This window comes from Proteus vulgaris, assembly GCF_016239305.1.
GTDB classification, from domain to species: domain Bacteria; phylum Pseudomonadota; class Gammaproteobacteria; order Enterobacterales; family Enterobacteriaceae; genus Proteus; species Proteus vulgaris_C.
In genome coordinates this window covers 49,656-70,966 of the sequence record NZ_JAEHOQ010000001.1, presented here as the reverse complement: position 1 = coordinate 70,966, position 21,311 = coordinate 49,656, and the positions used below count along the sequence as shown (strand labels likewise).

17 protein-coding genes, 1 tRNA gene and 1 pseudogene are annotated in these 21,311 nt (G+C 34.0%); 7 read left to right on the top strand and 12 right to left on the bottom strand.

Going from position 1 to position 21,311, the window contains the following annotated elements; translation table 11 throughout:
• Positions 1-200 precede the first annotated feature (200 nt).
• On the top strand, positions 201-1,847 hold the full coding sequence (gene arnT, locus JEP40_RS00340) for a lipid IV(A) 4-amino-4-deoxy-L-arabinosyltransferase (protein ID WP_198621960.1): 1,647 nt from the start codon (positions 201-203) through the stop codon (positions 1,845-1,847).
• A 461-nt stretch (positions 1,848-2,308) separates the two neighbouring features.
• On the opposite strand, the gene JEP40_RS00335 is transcribed toward arnT, so the two are convergent.
• The 6 genes from JEP40_RS00335 to JEP40_RS19025 form a co-directional block, all read right to left on the bottom strand.
• On the bottom strand, positions 2,309-3,658 hold the full coding sequence (locus JEP40_RS00335) for a TolC family outer membrane protein (RefSeq protein ID WP_198621959.1): 1,350 nt from the start codon (positions 3,656-3,658) through the stop codon (positions 2,309-2,311).
• A 2-nt stretch (positions 3,659-3,660) separates the two neighbouring features.
• On the bottom strand, positions 3,661-4,989 hold the full coding sequence (locus tag JEP40_RS00330; protein WP_232799109.1) for an HlyD family type I secretion periplasmic adaptor subunit: 1,329 nt from the start codon (positions 4,987-4,989) through the stop codon (positions 3,661-3,663).
• Between the two features lie 13 nt (positions 4,990-5,002).
• Positions 5,003-6,742, bottom strand: a complete 1,740-nt coding sequence (locus tag JEP40_RS00325; RefSeq protein ID WP_198621958.1) for a type I secretion system permease/ATPase — start codon at positions 6,740-6,742, stop codon at positions 5,003-5,005.
• A gap of 165 nt (positions 6,743-6,907) precedes the next feature.
• On the bottom strand, positions 6,908-8,335 hold the full coding sequence (locus JEP40_RS00320) for a serralysin family metalloprotease (protein ID WP_198621957.1): 1,428 nt from the start codon (positions 8,333-8,335) through the stop codon (positions 6,908-6,910).
• Between the two features lie 335 nt (positions 8,336-8,670).
• The gene (locus JEP40_RS00315; RefSeq protein ID WP_198621956.1) at positions 8,671-10,464 is read right to left on the bottom strand and encodes a M10 family metallopeptidase C-terminal domain-containing protein; all 1,794 of its coding nucleotides are present in this window, start codon (positions 10,462-10,464) and stop codon (positions 8,671-8,673) included.
• 179 nt (positions 10,465-10,643) lie between these two features.
• Entirely contained in the window at positions 10,644-10,838 is a 195-nt protein-coding gene (locus tag JEP40_RS19025; RefSeq protein ID WP_232799108.1) for a hypothetical protein, read from the bottom strand.
• Between the two features lie 568 nt (positions 10,839-11,406).
• Between JEP40_RS19025 and JEP40_RS00305 the strand changes: the two genes are divergently transcribed.
• On the top strand, positions 11,407-12,291 hold the full coding sequence (locus JEP40_RS00305) for a helix-turn-helix domain-containing protein (RefSeq protein WP_198621955.1): 885 nt from the start codon (positions 11,407-11,409) through the stop codon (positions 12,289-12,291).
• Here JEP40_RS00305 and JEP40_RS00300 read toward each other — a convergent pair.
• Positions 12,285-13,541: a Zn-dependent hydrolase gene (locus JEP40_RS00300; protein WP_198621954.1), complete on the bottom strand. Its 1,257-nt coding sequence runs from the start codon at positions 13,539-13,541 to the stop codon at positions 12,285-12,287. The genes JEP40_RS00305 and JEP40_RS00300 overlap by 7 nt on opposite strands.
• A gap of 1,083 nt (positions 13,542-14,624) precedes the next feature.
• Complete coding sequence (locus JEP40_RS00290) at positions 14,625-15,011, bottom strand: DUF6201 family protein (protein WP_198621953.1); 387 nt, start codon at positions 15,009-15,011, stop codon at positions 14,625-14,627.
• A gap of 79 nt (positions 15,012-15,090) precedes the next feature.
• Here JEP40_RS00290 and JEP40_RS00285 point away from each other — a divergent pair.
• Positions 15,091-15,201, top strand: a pseudogene (locus JEP40_RS00285) (phage integrase N-terminal domain-containing protein); the annotation flags it as partial.
• A 229-nt stretch (positions 15,202-15,430) separates the two neighbouring features.
• Here the strand turns inward: JEP40_RS00285 and JEP40_RS00280 are convergent.
• The 4 genes from JEP40_RS00280 to mutY form a co-directional block, all read right to left on the bottom strand.
• Positions 15,431-15,506, bottom strand: a tRNA-Phe gene (locus JEP40_RS00280).
• A 259-nt stretch (positions 15,507-15,765) separates the two neighbouring features.
• Positions 15,766-16,836, bottom strand: coding sequence for a membrane-bound lytic murein transglycosylase MltC (gene mltC / locus JEP40_RS00275; protein WP_198621952.1), 1,071 nt, complete (start codon positions 16,834-16,836; stop codon positions 15,766-15,768).
• Positions 16,837-16,899: 63 nt separating this feature from the next.
• Positions 16,900-17,172: an oxidative damage protection protein gene (locus tag JEP40_RS00270; RefSeq protein ID WP_072071114.1), complete on the bottom strand. Its 273-nt coding sequence runs from the start codon at positions 17,170-17,172 to the stop codon at positions 16,900-16,902.
• A 29-nt stretch (positions 17,173-17,201) separates the two neighbouring features.
• Positions 17,202-18,242: an A/G-specific adenine glycosylase gene (gene mutY / locus JEP40_RS00265; protein ID WP_198621951.1), complete on the bottom strand. Its 1,041-nt coding sequence runs from the start codon at positions 18,240-18,242 to the stop codon at positions 17,202-17,204.
• Positions 18,243-18,459: 217 nt separating this feature from the next.
• Between mutY and trmB the strand changes: the two genes are divergently transcribed.
• The 4 genes from trmB to JEP40_RS00245 all read left to right on the top strand — a co-directional run bounded on the left by trmB (position 18,460) and on the right by JEP40_RS00245 (position 21,266).
• A complete protein-coding gene (gene trmB, locus JEP40_RS00260) occupies positions 18,460-19,179 on the top strand; it encodes a tRNA (guanosine(46)-N7)-methyltransferase TrmB (protein WP_198621950.1) in 720 nt (239 codons plus the stop codon).
• Positions 19,179-19,505: a YggL family protein gene (locus JEP40_RS00255; RefSeq protein WP_006534836.1), complete on the top strand. Its 327-nt coding sequence runs from the start codon at positions 19,179-19,181 to the stop codon at positions 19,503-19,505. The genes trmB and JEP40_RS00255 overlap by 1 nt, the downstream gene beginning before the upstream one ends.
• Before the next feature lie 74 nt (positions 19,506-19,579).
• Positions 19,580-20,506 carry a glutaminase B gene (glsB, locus tag JEP40_RS00250; protein ID WP_198621949.1) on the top strand — a complete coding sequence of 309 codons (927 nt, stop codon included), beginning with the start codon at positions 19,580-19,582 and terminating at the stop codon, positions 20,504-20,506.
• Positions 20,507-20,528: 22 nt separating this feature from the next.
• Positions 20,529-21,266 (top strand): DUF2884 family protein, encoded by a 738-nt coding sequence (locus tag JEP40_RS00245; protein ID WP_198621948.1) that lies wholly within the window; start codon positions 20,529-20,531, stop codon positions 21,264-21,266.
• The last annotated feature ends 45 nt before the right edge of the window (positions 21,267-21,311 follow it).

Genomic DNA, 21,311 nt, shown 5'->3' with positions numbered 1-21,311 from the left:
TTTTTACTTAAAGAAATGAATTCTACCGATCCGTATATGTATGATTTAATAAGAAATAAATATTTCATGGATTTAATGGTCTTTAATCTGGTGTATGCTGGTTAATTATAAATTAATAAATAATAATTGAATTTCTTATAAGATAATCATTCTAACTAATTAGTTTTTATAAGGTGATTTTTTATTCTAATGAGGAATGTATGAGCGTCAACTTTGTAGAAAAATATAAATGGTTTCTACTTTTTATTTTTATATTATTAACTTATTTTATTCCTTTAGAAACACGGCTATTGTGGCAACCAGATGAAATTCGTTATGCCGAAATTAGCCGAGAAATGCTGACATCAGGTAACTGGTCTGTGCCTTATTTACTCGATATTCGCTATTTTGAAAAACCTGTTTTGGGATATTGGCTAAACAGTATTGCACAATGGTTATTTGGAAGTGGTCATTTCTCCGTTCGCATTGTTGTTGTCACTTCAACGTTATTAACGGGCCTATTTGTTTATCGAGCCGCCTTGTTAGTTTGGCGCAATCAAGCTCTGGCTTTTAATGCATTAGTGGTGTTTTTATCCTCTTTTCTGGTGTTGTCTATTGGCACTTATAATATCCTTGATCCTATTGTGACCATGTTTGTTACTGTGGCAATGTATTATTTTTTAAGTGGATTATTGGCAACAGATAAAAAATCAAAAATTTATGCTTCTTTTTTAGTCGGTATTTTTTGTGGTTTAGGATTTTTAACTAAAGGATTTATTGCTGTTGTACTGCCCGCATTAGTTTTTATGGTTACCGCAATTAGCTTATCTCGTTTTAAAGAAGTTCTTTGTTATGCACCAGTAACGCTTATCTCTATGCTTATTATTGCAGGTCCATGGGTAATTTCAGTTGCACTTCAAGCGCCAGATTATTGGTATTACTTTTTTTGGATTGAACATGTGCAGCGTTTTATCTCAAAAGGATCAGCAAGATCACAACCAATGTGGTTTTACATACCTATCATTATTCTAGGTATTTTACCTTGGTTAGGTTTTTTATTCGGTGCACTAAAATCTGCGCTTTTTTTAAAAAAAGGTACTCTCTATTTTTCATTTTGGCTATTTCTCTTCTTTGCGTTCTTTTCGGCTTCTAGTGGCAAGCTATTAACTTATATGTTGCCTTGTTTTGTTCCGTTATCAATTTTGATTGCGAGCTACATGGAAGAGTTGAAAAATAAACCAAATGAAAAAATTCATACTATTAACGCAATAATAAACACAGCCTTTGGAGTAACAGGGGGTTCTTTTATTGTTTATTTGCTTTATTCCTCTCGATTTACACTATATGAAGTAGATGAGCAATATAAAGTGATGCTAGCGATAGGGGGATTTTTTATATGGAGTATGATGGGAATTGCTTCATTCTTTAAATCAACACGCTTGTTAACTTTATTTTGTTCTGTTGGATTAAGCCTTGCTATTGGATATGCGATCCCACATAAAATTGAAAGTAAAAACACTCCTGAAAAAGCAATTAATTATTATTATAGTGAGTTAGCAAATAAGCCTTATATTTTAACTGATGAAGTCGGTATTGGAACGTCACTAGCATGGGGATTGAAGCGTACAGATATTCGTTTAACTGAGACGAAAGGAGAGCTTGCTTATGGTTTAGCATATCCTGATGTGCAAAATAAATATTATGACCTTAAGCAGCTAGTTAACTTAATTGAAGAAAATAACTATCAAGGAGTTGCTATTGTTTTGGTCAGACCTGAGCGTAAAGACATATTGTCCGTTATAAGCCGGTTAAAGATAAAACCTATTGTAGAAAAACAGGGTGATCTAACATTTGTTTTCTTTAATTAACTGATTTTAAAGTCTATTTGTATATTATGAAAGGGGGCGAAAAAAGTCATTTAAGCTTGGTCATGACTTAGATTTGATTTTTTGTGTTGTTTTTATGTGATCTAAGTAAAAAAATAGATTTTGTTGAGAAATTTATTTTGCTCTTTTCCTTTTTAATGGTAGGTTTAGAAAGTGTCCATTAAATCGGAGTTAGCTAAGCAATATATGACAAGTCACTTTACTTTATCAGAACCCCCGCCCAAACAAAATGTACTTATGAATGGGGGTAATTTATGCTGATTTTCCTAGCTGAATGTTTTATCGGTCTAGCATCAATTGCTCTTACTCACCGTGTATTAACGTTGTACGGTACTAAAAAGAAGTGATGGATCCCCGCTAGCTAAAATAAGTAATCAATGATTGCTTATAATATAGAGTCCTATATCTAACATGATGTAGGACTTTTTCTTAATATTAATATATTATTGAAAATAACCTTCAATGAGTTTTATTTTTTCAATATCCAGAGTATTGGTATATTGATGTAATAATGCCCAAGCTTGAATATAATCATATTTAGCTTTAATTAAATCTTGTTGAGCACGATATAATAACTCTTCAGCATTAAGAACATCAACCATAGTTCGCTGCCCCCCAATATAACTTTTTTGAGTTGCATCTAACTGTAACTTAGCAGAGGATACTGATTGTTCATATGCATTTAGTTTTATATTACTGGTCGTACAAATTTGATATTGATGACGTAACTCTTGTGTAATTTGCTGAATAATGGCATCCCTTTCAAAAGCACTCATTTGATACATCGCAGTAGATTGACGCATTGATGCTGTTGTTTTTCCACCATTAAATAAAGGTAAGCTGACATAAAAACCGATATTGGCGGATTGATATTTCTGATTTACCGTATTATTACTATCAGAATCACTATTAGAGTAAGAAGCATAGAGTTGTACTGTTGGAAAAAATTCACCTCTATTTTTTTCTACTTCTTGCTTTGCTATTGCCATTTCATAGCGTGCAGTTTGAATATTGAGGTTGTTTTTCATCACTTCTATTTCCCAATCCTCATAATTACTGGGGATAATTGGTTGTAATATAAATTTTTGGCTATTTAATTTTGCAATATGCTCATCATAAGGAAGTGGAGTACCAATCATTGAGCTTAATTTATTTTTGGCATTTTCTAGCTCAAGTTGAATATCTGTATATTGAGATAGAGTTAAATATAATCGTGTTTGGATTTCTGAAATATCTGTTTTTGTTCCTTCGCCTAACTCAAATAAACGTTGGCTAGAAGTAAGTTGTTTTTTATAAATCTCTTGCTGAGAAAGATTTAATAATAACTTATCTTGGGCATAGGCTAATTCAATATAATGATCTACCAATCTAATCATTAGTTCAGAGAATTTCACCTGATAGCGACTATCTGATAGTAACGTTTGTATAACTGATGATTTGTAGTCACTAAAAGCAGTGTAATCAAATAGAGGTTGGCTAATAATCGCACTAATAGAGTGACTTTGGTAATTTTGATATTCTGTTCTTTGAATTTCTCCTTGATTAGTATTAATTGGATAAACTTTACGTTGCCAATTTCGAGGATTATTTTGGTAATTAACATGTACACTAGGAAGTAACTGAGATAACCCAATATTTTCATACTCCTTGCCTGCAACTTGTTCTTTTATTGCTGCATTAAAGGTAGGGTCATTTTTTACAGCCAAAAAATAGAGATCAGATAATGTGATAGCAAAAGTGTGAAAACTGAACATCCATATCAATATAATAGTAGAAAATTTTTTTATGAACATAATTATTCTTCCGTTAAAGAAGTATGAACTCTATCTAATACAGGTTTAAAGAGATAATTGAGTAATGAACGATCGCCTGTATTAATAAATACATCAACAGGCATACCAGCCTTTAATTTATTTTTATTATCAACAAGAAGTGTATTATCTTTTACATTAATAAATACTTGATAATAGGGTTCTGTTGTTCTGTCATCAATAAGTCTGTCGGCTGAAATTAAAGTGACTTCACCTGGAATTTTAGGCGTCGTATTTTGATTAAAAGCACTGAACATTAAATCAACAGGAAGGCCGGGAGTCACTTTATCAATTAAATGAGGAGCTAAACGAGCCTCAATAATTAATTGATGATCTTGGGGAACAATATCCATTAATGTTTGTCCTGTTCTAACAACACCACCTTGTGTAAAAACAGATAAATCCATTACTGTTCCTGAAATAGGGGCAATAATTTGCATCTTAGCCAGTTTATCCATTTCAATAATAAGTTGTTTTTCCGTTTCACTTATTTGTAATTGAATTTGATTGAGTTCAGTACGTGCTGATTGATAAAAATTAGCATTACGTTGTAATATTTTTTGTTCATACTCTAGTTTTTGTTTTTCTAAGGTGCTTACTTGCCCTAATGTGTCATTAAGATGATTATTGTTTTCAGCGAGTTCACGCTCAACCTCCTGATAACGATGACGAGGAATATAGCCTTCAGTAGCAAGAGTGCGTAAATCTTTAATTTGATTCTGTAAGCTAATAATTTGATTTTGTTTGTTTTGTATCGATCTTTTTAGATGAATTAAACGATTAGAAATACCATCAATAATGGCGTTGTAGCCATTTATTTCACTATGTAATTCAATATATTTTTCATTAAGTAATCTATTTTGTAGTTGTAAGAGTTTATTTAGACTCTCTGAAGATGAATAGTATTTTTCCGTAGAGTCTAAAATAAATTCTGTTTTTTCATTGAGTTGGGCATAAAGACGTTGTTGAGTAATAAGTAAGTTATCATATTGTTCTGATAAGGATTTTACTAAGGCTTTTGATTGAATGGGACTTAATTGAACAAGTGTTTGGCCTTCAATCACACTATCTCCATTCTTCACTAAAATATCAGTAATAATACCTTCTACGGATGCTTGAACACTTTTTTTATTACCTGAAATTGAAACATTACCTGTGGTGGAGACACCTTTATCTAAAGGTGCAAATGCAGCCCAAAAAATAAAGAAAGCCAAGCCTAAAAGAATAACGGACCATCCTATTATTAAGAATTTTTTAGGATCATCGGAAATATTTTTAACTATATCGATTTCATTTTTCTCTGTGATCATCATTATTTTCTCAATATTAAGAATTACTTTGAGTAATAGGTGTACTTGATGGTGTTGGGGTGTTTTTTATTATTGATGAGTTATTTAACTCAGCAATAACAGCGGTTGTAGAACCAAATAATTTAGTGTGTCCATCAAAAAGAACTAAGAGTTTATTAGTCACTGAGAGCAATTGCTTTTGATGAGTAATTAAAATAACTGTTTTTTTATTTTTTTTGAGTATTTGAATTGCTTGTATTAATGCTTTAATACCCAAATCATCTAAATTAGAATTAGGTTCATCTAAAACGACTAATGTAGGATTGCCATATAATGCGCGAGCTAATGCAATACGTTGTCGTTGTCCTCCAGACAATCCTTCACCATGAGCGCCAATAAGAGTTTCATACCCATCAGGAAAACGTAAAATCATTTCATGAACATTGGCCATTGTTGCAGCCTGAATAACTTTTTGTGAGTCTATTTCTGAAAATCGGGCAATATTCTCAGCGATAGTACCTGGAAAAAGAGCAATTTCTTGAGGTAGGTACCCAATATATTGACCTACTTCAGTTTTATTCCATTGGTATATATCTGCATTATCAAGGCGAATTGAACCTGTTTTAACTTCCCATATACCAACAATAAATTTAGCTAAGGAGGATTTACCTGAAGCACTAGGACCGATAATACCTAACACATCACCTGGAATTAGTGAAAAATGAATATTATTTAATAGTGCCTGTTCAGTTTGAGGATATTGTGCCTGATTAATATTAACAGTTAATTCACCTTTAGGAGCAGGTAACGCCATTTTTTTATTTTCTTTAGGGTAGGTTTTTAGTAATGTCGTCAATCTTTTATAGGCTTCTTTACTACTATCCCAGTTTTTCCATACACCAATAACTTGTTCAATCGGTGCTAAAGCACGACCTAATAATATTGATCCTGCAATCATCATTCCTGGGCTAATTGTATTATCTATCGCAAGCCATCCCCCCAGTCCTAACATTAGGGATTGTAATGCCATGCGAGTGACTTTTGTTATTGCATTAACGCCAGCCGCATTATCACTTGCTTGAGTTTGTGCTTGTAGATATTTAAAGTGGGTAATTTGCCATTGTGTCCGTAAATAATTTAACATACCCATCGCTTCGATAGGTTGTGGATGTTCGAAATGATGGCCTTGTATCACTTGTGCTTGATTAGCGAACTCATTGGCTTTTTTTAATGATGTTCTAGACAAATATTCATTAAGAATAGCTAATGAAAATAAAATGAGTGCACCACATAGTGCAAATAATCCTAACCAAGGATTAAATAATGCGATAACGAGAAGATAAATAGGAAACCAAGGTAAATCAAAAAAAGCAAAAATAGCATGGCTTGTGATAAATTGGCGAATTGTCACTAAATCATTAAAAGCTAAAGAGGAATTAATACCGGGTGTTTTATTTAATCTAGCTTGATATGCGGCAGTATAAATACGTGAATTAAGTGATAAATCAAGTTTATTACTCATCCTAATTACAATGATACTTCTTAAATATTCTAGTCCACCCATAAAAATAAAGAGAGCTAACATAATAAGTGTTAGCATCAATAATGTCATTTCATTACCAGAAGGTAATACACGATCATAAACTTGCAACATATAGATTGAAGGAACTAGCATTAAAATATTTATTAGTGCTGTAAATATTCCAATAGAAAGAAATACTTTCTTTCTTTCTTTTATGATGTTTGTTATTTCATTGTTATTTGTGCTTACTGGCATAATGTTATTCCTGATTTTATTCTTATCTACTTTGTTTCTATTTATGATTTTTTATCTATATGCATGGTAATTTATATTTATTTTATTTAAAAAATATAAAAATAACTCCATATAAATAAAAAGAGGGTAGGGGAATGATATTTCTCCTACCCAATAAATCATGACTTAAACAATAAAATCAGTTTCGTAATTAACAAATCCTACAATGTCAATTTTGAAATCAGCACTATAGTCATAACCATAAGCATTGATTGCAAGTTCGCTTGAATTTGTTGAATGATCATATTTAATGGTTGCTTCACCTGAGCGGCCTGTAAAATTATCAACAAAATTAAGGAATTTATGACTGAAGGTATTTTCGATTAACTCTGAAAGATCAATTTTATCAATACCTGATTTGAAATCCATTATCTTGTCAGCAGCTGAGACTAGTGAGTCGGAGATTTCTTTATAAACAAAGGTGTTGCTACCTGTACCACCCCATAACGTATCTTGGCCACCGCCACCATACAGTATGTCGTTACCGCCACCACCGATGAGAATATTATCAGCATCATTTCCATAGATAATATCATTACCAGAGCCACCGATTGCGTTTTCTATTGTAACGCCTTGGGCAATAGAAACGTTTTTCTGTAGTCCGCCAATATCAGAGAAATGACCCTCACGTAAATCAATCACTTGATCTTGATAATATCCTGAGAAGTCAAATGTATCGTTACCACCACTGTCCCAAACGGAGAATATTAATTTATCGTTACTGCTTGTTGCTGTGTAATAATCAATACCTGTGTTTGAGTTGAAGCCGTAAACATCATCACCTGTTCTGGTTGTTGTATTTGCACCATAGAGGTATTGCATTGCTGAAATATCATGTAGTAGAGGAGCTCCAGCATAAGCACCTTGGAAGTGCGCACCGGTTTCATATTCATCCCAATAACTCATAACAGTATATTGGCGACTATCTTCAGCATAATCAGATTTTAAATATCCAGGTACATTTTGACCTGCGTTATAATCACCAGGATGCATTAAACCAAGTGCATGGCCAATTTCATGGATGATTGTTAAGCGACCATAATTACCTAATTCAGGTGTCGTATTACCCGCATAATAATAATCACTAAACCAGGCTTGCCCTGATACATCACGTCCATAATAATCAATAGTATTAGGCAAAGTGGCATAAGCTTGGAATTTACCGTAAGGATCAGTAATATTTCCAAAAGTAATATCTGATTTTACATTTGGTGCTACTTCTGTAAATTTAATATTTGCAATATCAGACCATGCATCCAAAGATTGTTTTGCATGATCTTTTTGCGCAGAATTAAATCCATAGGGATTTTTATCACCAAAGTCATTAAATTTTTTGCCCGCCCAAGTTGGGAATGAATACGTTACTTCTGCCGCTTGTCCAATAACATATTTTCCATTCCATGTGGAATTTTCGCGTGCGATATGTTTTCCTGCGGTATCATAATCAAAAGAAGGTAGAGTCTTAGCTGAGAAATTATAAAAAATTCCACTCTTATCTAATAAATCAGAAACATTAGATAATCCTACTGCTTTTTTTAATAAAGAAGAACCCATAATATCCTCCGGATATCAAGTTTAGGTTAAGTTTATTTTCATGTTGAAAATAGTTTAATTATCTGGCGAGCGCCAGCAATAATAAAGATAGCTACTTATTGATATTAATCTAGAGGGGTAAAATATGTTTTTAAATAATTGTGAAGTGAGGTGTGTTTTAAGTCAGAATAATTTAATTAAGTAAATAGATCTTAGGTTATTTTATCTGCAGGTATTTTTCATAATGTTATTATATGGTTCCGTCATGATTTTAGCATATTATATATTCCATTCTGTTATTATAAGGCTTAAGGAAATTTAAACCCTATAATATATTTATATTATCTTTTAATGCATTAAACATTATTTAGAAAAAGATCTTCATAACTAAAATTACCCATAATATCTATTGTTAATTGCTTATTTATTAGTTTATCATTATTGGTTATCTTTAATGTGGTTTTCTTATTGTCATAAGAAATCTTTACTTCATTATTTTTATCAGAAAGTTCCTTGGTTAATAATGGATTTATCAATATCTTATCTTCCGATGATTTAAATAAGATAGCATCCTCATCTTTATTAAAATCATAAATAATGTTATGACTATTATAAGTATTGCTCTCTAAATAAAATATAAAATTATCCATTCCTTGGCTACCAAACAATTTATTATTTCCTCCTTTGATAATAAAGGTATCATCATGGTATCCACCATCAAGAATATTGTCTCCTTCTATAGCGATTAATACATCATTACCTGAGCCACCATAAAGAATATCCTGACCTCTTCCACTGAAAAGAATATCATCCCCTTTTTCACCAAAAATAAGATCATCTCCGTCGTCACCGTAGAGAGTGTCATTACCAATATTACCATAAAGAGTATCATCACCATCACCGCCATAAAGGATATCATCACCTTGCTCACCATAAAGACTATCATCACCTTTTTCACCACTTAAGGTGTCATTTCCCTGATTTCCTTTAAGATAATTATCAACATGATTACCTAAAATATAGTTATCTTTTAATCCACCTAATGCATTTTCAATAACAGTACCAAAAGCAATTGAAATATTATTTTTTAATCCACCTATACTAGAAAAAGTCCCCTCATTAAGATCTATTTTTTGTTCGACATTATATTGAGAAAAATCAAGTGTATCATTACCGCCTGCATCCCAAATACAACTGATTATTACATCGTTATCTGTATTTAGAGTATAGGCTTTTCTTTCAGAGTTAGAATTAAACCCATATACAGTATCGCCTATTCGAGTTGAGTTATTTTTACCATAAAGCTGTTGAATTAAATAAATATCAATAAGCATTGGGCTCATGGGAAAATTATTATGAAAGTCAGCATATTCTGTTTTTGGCATATTGTATGCCATGACTGAATACTGGAAACTATTTTCTTTAATATCGAGATTATTATTATCATTAAATGTATGTGGTAATCCTAAAGCATGACCTATTTCATGTATATAAGTATAAAATTTATATGTTCCTTTTTTAGATGGCTCTAAATTATTTTCTAAATGAGAATTGGCATTTAAGTTTTTAAATAAATCAATTTCATCCTCACTTTCAATATAATAATATTTAATACCATCAGATTTTTTCATGAAAGCATCTATTTTAGGTTTTCTTTCTGGTGTGATATGTGATTTTTTAACTGTTTTCATATATTTTGTTTCAGAAATATTTAACCAAACTTGTCCTGATTCGCTATAGTCAGAAATACTGAAAATTTCTTTAGTTGAATATTTTTCTTTCGCAGGATATGTTGAGAAGCCTCCTATTTTAAAAGAATATTTATCATAATGTTCAAATACATTATTATAAAGACCAATTTTTATATCAGTATCATAATTTGCTTCTTTTTCTATGAATTTAACATTAGTGACATCAGCCCATAACTGTAATATCTCTTTTGCTAAATCTTGTTGGGATTTGTTTAATGTAGTTATTGTATTATATTTATCTGTTCTTAATTCAGTATATCCTGGAAAACTAAATGATATCTCTGTAAATTTATGGTTAGGATGTGACTTTTCCCATATAGCAATATCTATTCTATTTTCTTTCATTATATCAATGATTGAGTAAAATGCTTGTGTCTTTTTTATGGTGGATGTGCTCATGGATATAAATTCCTTTTACATGAAAATGTAAACTGAATTTTATATTGCTATAATTTTTAATCTTTAAAAATAAGACCAAATAAAAACACTAATAAGTCTGTCATTATCTTATTATTGTTTTATTAAATAAGAAATAGAATTAATTAAGTATGAACTACATTTCTTTTATTGATAAAAAGTTATATGCGAGTGATCACTTCACTAATAAGTTTTAAGAAGGTTGATTTTACGCGCTCTGCGGTTTTAACTACTTCATCATGGCTAAGAGGCTGCTCTAAAATTCCACAAGCCATATTGGTTAAGTATGAAATACCTATGGTATCTGTGCCTGAATGGTGAGCAATAAGTGCTTCTGGTACCGTTGACAGTCCCAAGGGTCTTATCATGCGAATTGTAGTCAGTATTTCATATGTTCGGACTGTTCACCATGCATAGACACTTTGGCGTAAAGTGATGTTTTGTTCTTTTGCAACATCAATAACAATTTGGCGTATTGCTTTGTTATAAACATCACTCACATCTAGAAAATGGACACTTAATTCAGGACTATTAGGTCCAATCAGTGGGTTATTGGCTGTTAGGTTAATATGATCCGTAATTAACTTTCTACACCTAGCACTTTCATGACACGCACCGGAAAATTCACTTCATCAAAAGATACACCTTCGTAATAATGAAAAAGGCGCTGTAATATCTATTACAACGCCTTTTAGTTTTTTATTTTTGTTTGGTTTTACTGCTTAACCCTGGTGAGGTTACCTGCTAGGAGACAGGTTTATTGATATAGACAAATTTTTTACTGCAAACTTCTTTTATTTACCTCATTGTGAGGAAGGTGATTCTTTTTATTTTTGGTTTAATTTAAACTATCTCAACTAACATCCTATTGTTGTGACGTTACTTTACCCTGGTACTTTGTGCATTTGGGAGCCAATTATAAATATGCCTTACATACCTAGAGAAAAAATAGATTATCAATCCATTGGCTATCGACTACGAGCTTATCGTATAGCCTCTTCATTAAAGGCTGAAGATGTTGCAGAAAGCTTAGGTATTTCTCGCGCAGCCGTATATCGATTAGAAAAAGGCGAAATTGTTAAGATTGAAACTCTCGATAATCTTGCTAAATTATTAAATACTTCATTAATGAGTTTATTAGGTATTAATACCGAGTATTACTCAAGTGCAAATGGTTTTTTCGAACGAATGCGCCAACTTGAGACTCAATCTTCACATATATATACTCACTTCGAACCCTTTTCTTATTTATTAACTTCAGATTGTTATGACAAAACATTGGTTGAAATGCTAACAGAAGCATCACCTTTAAATCTTTTGTCTGAAAAGCAACAAGAAGTTTTATCTATTTTAAAAGAGCGTAAGAAACATCAATCCTTACATTCACCTCATATTTACAACCTTATTAGCCAACAACAAATCGAAAAATTTCTTTATGTTGGTATGCTAGGTTCAGTTAATTTAACAAAAACATTACAACAAGAAAGAAAACAGCGAGCAAAAAGCGAAATTCTTCATTTAATTGAAAAGCTAGAGCAAAAAAATAATTATCTTAATATTGCAATTATTTCAGATACTATGCCGTCTCTCACTTTCCAATTATTTTATCAAGACAAAGTGCCTCTTTCTTTAGCTGTTAGCCCGTTCCGTTTAGGTGAGTTCCCTAATGTCAGTACGGGCATTGCCACCGTAACCTCTTCAACTGAGGCGATATTTCAATATCAATCTCTCTTTGATAAATTATGGTTAAAAGCGATCAAGGGAGATGATGCAATTAACCTTTTAAAACAAATAGTCAGTCATTATTGATTTGCTAATGTGCCTAATGTTTCTGCTAATAAATCTGCAGCGACAGCAATATCACTAAATTCGGTAAATTCATCAGGATGATGACTAATACCAGCAACTGAAGGTGTAAAGATCATCGCCGTTGGATAAAGTGACGCCATATTCATTGAGTCATGGCCAGCACCACTTAACATGGTCATATAGTCGATATCGTGTTTTTGGCATAAATTTTCAATAACTTGGCAAATTGAATCATCTAATTTGACTGGCGATTCAGCAGAAATAGGTTGAACATCAATAACAACACCAAAATCTTTTTCTGCTTTTTCAACACTGTTATTTAGACGTTGTACAACACGCTGAATACTGTCAGTATCAATACCACGAATATCAACAGAGAATTTTACTTGCCCTGGAATGACGTTCATGGAGTTCGGAACAACATTGAGTTTACCCACTGTACCTACAGTGCCATAAACAGCTTCAGTACATGCTGCGCGGTTAATATCGGTAATAATCCCTGCACTTGCCACTAACGCATCTTGGCGTTGATACATCGGAGTTGCACCAGAGTGATCCGCATGGCCATTAACAGTGACTGAAAAACGTGTCGGTGCTGCAATACCATTGACAATACCAATGGTTTTCTTGTCATTTTCAAGGCGTTTACCTTGTTCAATATGAAGCTCAACAAAGGCACTATAACGATCTTCTTTGACTAAACAGCTATCCAAATTATCGTGCTGATAACCTAATGATTTTAGAACTTCAAAGAAGTTATTGCCGTCATCATCTCTATTTTGCTCCCAACGAGTTCTATCTATTTTTCCTGTTAATACTTTACTGCCAATACATGAAAATCCGAAACGGCTAGATTCTTCTGCACGGAAAACAACAAGCTCAAGGTCGCGTTTAAGTTGTTGTGGTTTGTATTGCATTAAGGCATAAAACCCTGCAATAACACCTAAAGCTCCGTCATAAGCGCCACCTTGAGGCACAGTATCAAGGTGAGAGCCAGTTCCTACTGCTGGTAGTGAGCGATCTTTGCCGGGTAAGCGGGCATAGAGTGTTCCAATGCCATCACGATAAACTTCAAGGCCAGCTTCTTTCATTAAACCCGCAAGATACAAGTGTGCGGCTTCATCTTCTTCACCATAGGCAATGCGAGTGATCCCTTTGCCACTGTTGTCTTTTTTATAAATCTGCATTGTTTCAATTAATGTTTTCATATCATCAATTGAATAGTGGGTCGCTGTATCTTGTTGAGTCATAAGAGAATTCTCCCGTGGTTTCTGTAATATCCCTTTGTCTAAAAAATGAGACAATTTAAGGATTAAAAAAGCCATCTTTAAAGATGGTCACTGTTTTTATGATCATTGCTTATTATATTTACTGCTGAAGTTATATTTCGTCAACGATAATTGAAGCGAATTTCATATTCTGTGAGATAGGTATTAATTAAAATGAGATATATATATGGAGTATTTCTTAAATGAACTTAAAATGTGTAATAAATGTTATAAAACAGATCGCTTTTATTTTAAATATATAAAAAGTATAGTTAAATCTTAAATGAAAATAAGAATTAGTTCAGATGGTTTTTTTTTAAATTTAGTAATAAATATTCTTTACAATAAAATCCATTTGAAAATATTAATACGAAGTTTAAGTTTAAGTTTAAGTTTAAGTTTAAGTTTAAGTTTAATATATATAAGATAACAAGTTCTTTATTCTATATATTTGGAATTGAAATTCGTTTCTTCGGTTATTTTAGCAATGTAGGCTTTTGTTTCAGATAAAATAGAAAAATAATCATTAACTCTTGATATATTAAATATTACACTAAAATAGACGATAGTTTGGATAAGATATAACCTAAATTTATTAGTAGGATTAGATAATATATCTTATATGACATCTTCATTCCTTTGATTTTATTATGAACCCAACTAATTATTATTTATGCCGGTTTGGTGGGCATTAGCCAGTTGGTTAGACGATAAATTGATTGAATTACTGTATGCGAGTTACAAAGGGTATCGCGGTAATTTTAATATATTTGGTTAGCAAGTACCGGTTCTGATGGTTAGATCCTGAATTTAGTGCTCGGCGCTATGTATATCGTATTACCGCTTTTTGGTTTGGTGCTGTAAGTTGGAGTGGGATAAATATTGGATTTGCGGTGTCTTCAGTTATTTCAAGTGGTTCAAAAGGTACACAACAAGCTGGTGCTCAAGGTGGTTTGGTAATAGCTAATTTAGTTAACAATATTGGGACAAAAAGTATCTTTAAAAAATGAGAACTATTCTTTTAATATAAATGTAATTAAGTAATATACTATATTGATATATATTTTAGTGAAAATATTGCAAAATCGTGCTCCACCATTTTTTATTTTTTGTTGAAATCAGATAATCATCACTAAAAGAACCACCACTTAGATAAAAATTATCATAATCCCCAAATTTCTTATCATATTCATATGTTTTTGGTAATACATTTTCTCCGCCAATAAGGTGAATGTGACTGGCTATAGCGAATGGAGAACTTTGTCCAATATATTTACCTTCTTTATCATAGAGGACGACAAAAACAGGTTGTTCATTAACCAACCAAAAATAAATACCAAAGAAATTGATGGGGGCTGGGTGATAATAGGTAGCTTGATAATATTCATTTCTTAATGAAGAAGAATAAAACCAGTTTGTTGTAAAAGTGACATGAGATAAAAAAACCACCATAATAAAAAAAGAGTCAGCAATGGATATTTAATTATTTTCATAAATCACCTGATAATTTTTAGGGGCATCTATCCAGTAAACAAACCATATCGAACTTTATATCAAAAGCCGGCAGGAAGAAGGCATTTCAAAAAGAACACTTCAAAACGGAATGGCAGGTATTAGAAATATTTTAGCGGTTGCTGATAGATTTGCGAGATATACTTGAAGCGGAATTGATGTGATGAAAATGACAGGAGGAGTATCAAGATTTGACAGTGATTAGGAAAGAAAGTAAAAGTGACAAATAAAAAAACAGCCTTGGTATGAACAAGACTGTTTAGTTTAAGAGTTCCAACATAAAGTGACAGTGTCAAATTATATTTTCAGCTCTTGATTGCCCTCTCAGTTAGTTAACTAACTGACGAACAAATGAAAGATGGTGCCCGAACTCGGAATCGAACCAAGGACACGGGGATTTTCAATCCCCTGCTCTACCGACTGAGCTATTCGGGCAACGGGGCGTATTAAACCCGATATCGCTTTGCTCGTCAACGTTATTTATCACAAAACTGTTTGATTGCTGTTTTTTTAGACTCATTGGTTAATAAAACACTATTTATCGCGAAAAAAGAGTAAAAATGAAGTTAAACATAGTTTGTAGTCGCCAGAATTTTGGTGACAAAAATACAATAAAACGGTTTATTGCGTTGTAATAACAAAAAGCTTACCCAAATTGATTGAGTAAGCTTTGTTTCTTTAGACCAAATAATAATTAACGATAGTTGCGTTGAGCTGTACTGACCTTCTCAAGATATCGACGAGATTGGTCGGCAGGGTGCTTATTACGTAACGTGGTATACACTTGCGTAGGCTCTAAGTTATTAATCATCGCAGCAGCTTGTTTCTTATCACTATGGAATATGCGTAAGACGCTACCAGCACCACCATTGTAAGCCTGTATAACGGCATAACGGCGTGAAATAGGATCTTTGATGTCGCCAAGGTAGCTGTTTTGCAGTATTGAAATATAAGCAGCACCCGCATCGATATTATTAGCAGGATCAAACAAGTAACTGCGACTTGGTTGTCCTGATTTACCTTGCATGCGGAAGACGTCACGTCCGGCTGTTGCTGGCATAATCTGCATGAGACCTAAAGCGTCTGAACTACTGACAGCGTAAGGGTTAAAACTTGATTCAATTTGCATAATAGCTAGGATCAGCGAAGGCTCAACGCCATATTTAGCTGCCGCTTGTTGGACTAATGGTAAATATTTATGCGCACGTTTATCAAGGTGATTGGGGACTAAATTAATGGTGACATACCAAATTGTATTTATACCGGATTGACGTTTTTGTAATTTATTGGCAATCAGATAATCAGCAAACTTATTGGCTCGCCATTCCCAGCGTATAGGCTGCCCTGTATTATCAAGAACCTGTCCTGATAAAAAAGGCTCTGTACTGTGAGGGATGTTATTGACGTCAGAATAGAGGTCGATAGAGCCTGGATCTTCACCCATTAATAATGTCGTGACAATCGCCTTATGTAGTTGGAATTGAGGAGCATTATCACCTAATGTTTCTATCGTGATGGTACCAGCTTCAAAGTTAATATGGCTACGGGTTTTATAAGCGTCAGTATATTTAACGTAATCTTTAGGACCGGCTATTAAAACTTCCTTCATCCCCCAAATCGTTTCAATATTATTGGCAAATTGTCCCATTAGAATATCGAACGCATTGGTGTCTTTTGCGTAATTGGGTTCAAGTGTCTTAGAGGGTTGGCTACTACATGAAATGAGTAGTGGGGCGATAATTAGCAAGAGAAGGATTTTTTTCATGGTCAATTGCATCGCTATGGTGAATAAAATACCAGAGCCATAAAGGCTCTGGAAAAGTGAATATTATTTTTCAGGTGGGGTGTAGCCGTCAATATGAACATCATGACCTTCAAATAAAAATCGTACCATTTCTTGTTCTAATAGTTTGCGATCTTCTGGGTTCATAGTGTTGAGTTTTTTCTCATTGATCAACATAGTCTGCTTTGTCATCCACTGAGTCCATGCTTCTTTTGAGATCTCATTGAAAATGCGCTTTCCAATTTCTCCTGGGTACAACTGAAAATCAAGTCCATCAGCTTCTTTGTTTAGGAAAGTACAAAAAATAGTTCTGCTCATAATACATCCTCAATATCGCAGGGGTTAGCTTAGGCTAATTGTCTAAGTAAATTCTCTACAGGCGCCGCTAACCCAACGGTTGCAGGTGTCTGTAAATTATACCAAAGTCCTTTTTGCTCCTCCATCATAGAGGTAAATGCCGAGAGCTTTATGCAAATTGGCACAATATCTAAATGAAAGTGGCTAAAAGTATGTCGAAATGAAATCAGTTGTTCTGATTCATTATTATCGAGTCCATGCTCAGCTAGCCACAGTTCTAAAAGCGCTTTTGTTTCAAATTGAGGAAAGGCAAATAACCCACCCCATATTCCTGCTGGTGGTCTTTTATCCAACCAAACAAGATTATCATATTGTAAAATAAGAAAATAAGTTGTTTTTTCTGGAATGATTTTTTTCGGTTTCTTCCCAGGATAATCCGCCCAATTGTTTTGAGCATATGCAATACAATCTGTATTTAATGGACATAGTTCACATTTAGGTTTGCTTCTAGTACAAACCATTGCACCTAAATCCATCATTGCCTGATTAAAATACTCTACACCTTCGGCTGGGGTGACGTTTTCGCTGATCTCCCACAACTTATTTTCAATTTCCTTTTTACCCGGCCAGCCTTCAACGGCATAGCAACGTGCTAAAACACGTTTCACATTACCATCAAGGATTGGGTAAGGTTTTTGCAGAGATAACGATAAGATAGCACCTGCGGTTGAACGCCCAACACCCGGTAAAGCACAAACGTCTTCAAAGGTATCAGGAAAGTGCCCTTGATGTTTATCTACAATGTGTTGTGCCGCTTTATGTAAGTTTCTGGCTCTTGCGTAATAACCAAGGCCTGTCCATAAATGAAGCACTTCATCCAATGGTGCTTTAGCTAACGTAGTGACATCAGGAAAACGTGCAATGAAACGCTCGAAATAGGGAATAACTGTTGCAACTTGGGTTTGTTGCAACATAACCTCAGATAACCAAACGTGATAAGGCGTTTTTTCTTGCTGCCAAGGGAGCGTTTTACGCCCATATTTATGATACCAATTGAGTACGACTTGCGAAAATTGCAGTGCTTCCATCATGTTTTATTTTATTAACTCATGTTCTGATTAAGGTAAGATTGCACCACAGTGAGAATAAACTGTAAACACTCTTAATATTTATCTTATAGAGTGATGCTTCTACAAGTGACTCTTGCTAAACTTAGGGATCTTTGGATAATGTCGGTTAAGTTTATACCATAGCGACATTATAACGATTTTAAGTAAATAATTGGCCTAACGACTGACAGTATTAGACATGATCAAGAATGTAATTTCTCCGGAATTCAATGAAGAAGGGCGTGCTTTACGGCGCGTTCGTAGTTTTGTTCGTAGACAAGGCCGTTTAACTCCTCGTCAAGAGCAAGCATTAGAAATACAATGGCCTGTTTTTGGCATTGAATATCAACCGGAACCCATCGACTTCAGTCAGGTTTTTGGACGCGAAGCACCTGTTATTTTAGAAATTGGCTTCGGCATGGGCGCCTCGCTCGTGACTATGGCAAAAAATACGCCAGAAAATAATTATTTCGGTATTGAAGTACATGCACCAGGTGTGGGTGCTTGTCTTGCTAATGCTGAAGAAGAACAATTAACTAATCTGAGAGTCATGTGTCATGATGCGATTGAAGTGCTCAATCACATGATCCCTGATAATAGTTTAAAAATGGTTCAGTTATTTTTTCCTGATCCATGGCACAAAGCGCGCCATAATAAGCGCCGTATTGTTCAAGTGCCTTTTGCGGAATTAATTTTAAAAAAATTAACGTTAGACGGTGTTTTTCATATGGCGACAGATTGGGAACCATATGCAAAACATATGCTTGAAGTGATGGCAAGTGTTGATGGTTATCAGAATTTGTCAGAAACTCAGGATTATGTACCACGACCAGAAACACGCCCAGTGACTAAGTTTGAAAAACGAGGTCATCGTTTAGGGCATGGTGTATGGGATCTTATGTTTAAGAGGGTAAAATAATGGCTAAACAACGTAGTCGCCGTTTACGCAAAAAAATGCGTATCGATGAATTTCAGGAATTAGGTTTTTCAGTTAAATGGACTTTCCCAGAAAATACCCCAATTGAGGAAGTGGATCGCTTTGTTGATGAATTGATCCTCAAAGTCATTGAGCCAAACGGGCTGGCATTTGATGCAAGTGGTTACCTGAGCTGGGAAGGTTTAATCTGCTTACAACAAATTGGTAAATGTACAGAAGAACATCGCCAATTAGTCGAAAACTTCCTAAAAGAGAATAAAATGCAAGATGTACAGACCTCTGAACTATTTGATGTTTGGTGGGACTGATAAAAAGTTATACATTTAGCAAATAATTGCAAGGGCATCCAAAAGGATGCCCTTGTCTGTCTGGGGAAGAGACTGTGACTACAACGTTATCTAACGCATTACTGTCAGATATTTTGCAACAAATTCGTCCATTAATAGGACAGGGAAAAGTCGCGGATTATATTCCCGCGTTAGCCCAAGTGTCGCCAGAACAATTGGCTATGGCTGTTTATACGGTGGATGGTGAACTCTATCAATCGGGTATGGCAGACAAGCGTTTTTCAATTCAATCCATTTCTAAAGTGCTTAGTTTGACGCTCGCTTTAACTCGTTATGAAGAAGATGAAATTTGGCAACGTGTAGGAAAAGAGCCTTCAGGTCTGCCTTTTAATTCCTTAATACAGTTAGAGATGGAAAAAGGGATACCACGAAATCCTTTTATTAATGCGGGTGCTATTGTTATCACTGATATGTTGCAGTCTCGATTAAGTGCACCAAAGCAAAGAATGTTAGAAGTTATTCGCTTTTTAACTGGTGCTCCTGATATTTGTTATAACTCGATTGTGGCTAAATCAGAGATGGAGCATCTTAGTCGAAATGCATCAATTGCTTATCTGATGAAATCTTTTGATAATTTCGAAAATGATGTTATCACGGTGCTAGAAACCTATTTTCACTACTGTTCAATAGAAATGAGTTGTACTGAATTAGTTCGATGTTTTAGTTATTTAGCTAATCAGGGCGTAAGTGTTGGGAATAAAAATCAGATTATTACGCCAAGACAGACCCGACAAATAAATGCGTTAATGTTAACTTGTGGTATGTATGATGGTGCCGGTGAATTTGCATTTCGTATTGGGATCCCAGGAAAATCAGGTGTTGGAGGTGGCATTATTGCTGTCGTTCCTGATGCTTTTACCGTTGCAGTTTGGTCACCAGAGCTGAATAAATCAGGTAACTCATTAGCAGGTTGTGCAGCACTTGAATTATTAGCAAACAAAGTAGGGCGCTCGATTTTTTAGCCATGTTTTCAGGAGAGTTGTTATGAATTTAAGAAATATTGCTGTAGCACTGTTTTTTGTTGCTGGTTCTGCCAATGCATCCCCCAGTTTTGACTGTGCTGTAATGCCAAAAGATGATTTACGCATAACCTCTGAATTTGTTGAAGTTGCGGGTTCACATGGTTTAATGGTGATTTATCCCGATGGCACATTACTTCAAAATGAAAAAAGCGCCACATTGACGCCACAACAACAAGAGTTAGCCAAAAAATATCAAGCCACAGTTAGACGAGACGTACCTTGGTTAAGAACTGAAACAGGGATAAAACTGCAAGATTCTCGCAAAGTGCTCGATAAAGTGGTGATTGAAGCTTTTGGTAAAGAAAGCAACATCCTCAATAGATTAAGTAGATTAGAAAAAGATCTTAATCAACAAATGGATAGAGTGGTTAGTATAGAACCAAATAACATCACCTTTCATGCTCAAGCTATTAAAGAAGTTGAAGCTAAAGGCCGTGAAATCGTAGAGAGTAGCCTTGGTGGTATGTTGCAAGACAGCATTAATGAATTGGGGAAAAAACAGTTATTAGCGGCTGCTGGTGGCGACAGTAAAAAAGCCCTAGGTGGATTATTAGGAAGTTTAGATGGTTTCCAAAAAATCATAGATCAGGAATGGAAACAGCAAGAAGCGGCATTTACTCAATTTGGTCAGCAAGCTTGTAGCAAAATAACTCAGATGGAAAACCAACATATTGAACTTATTAATTCGTTAAAAAAATAATTCATCAAATATTAATAAATAATGGCGTTATATCCCTTGTAGTTA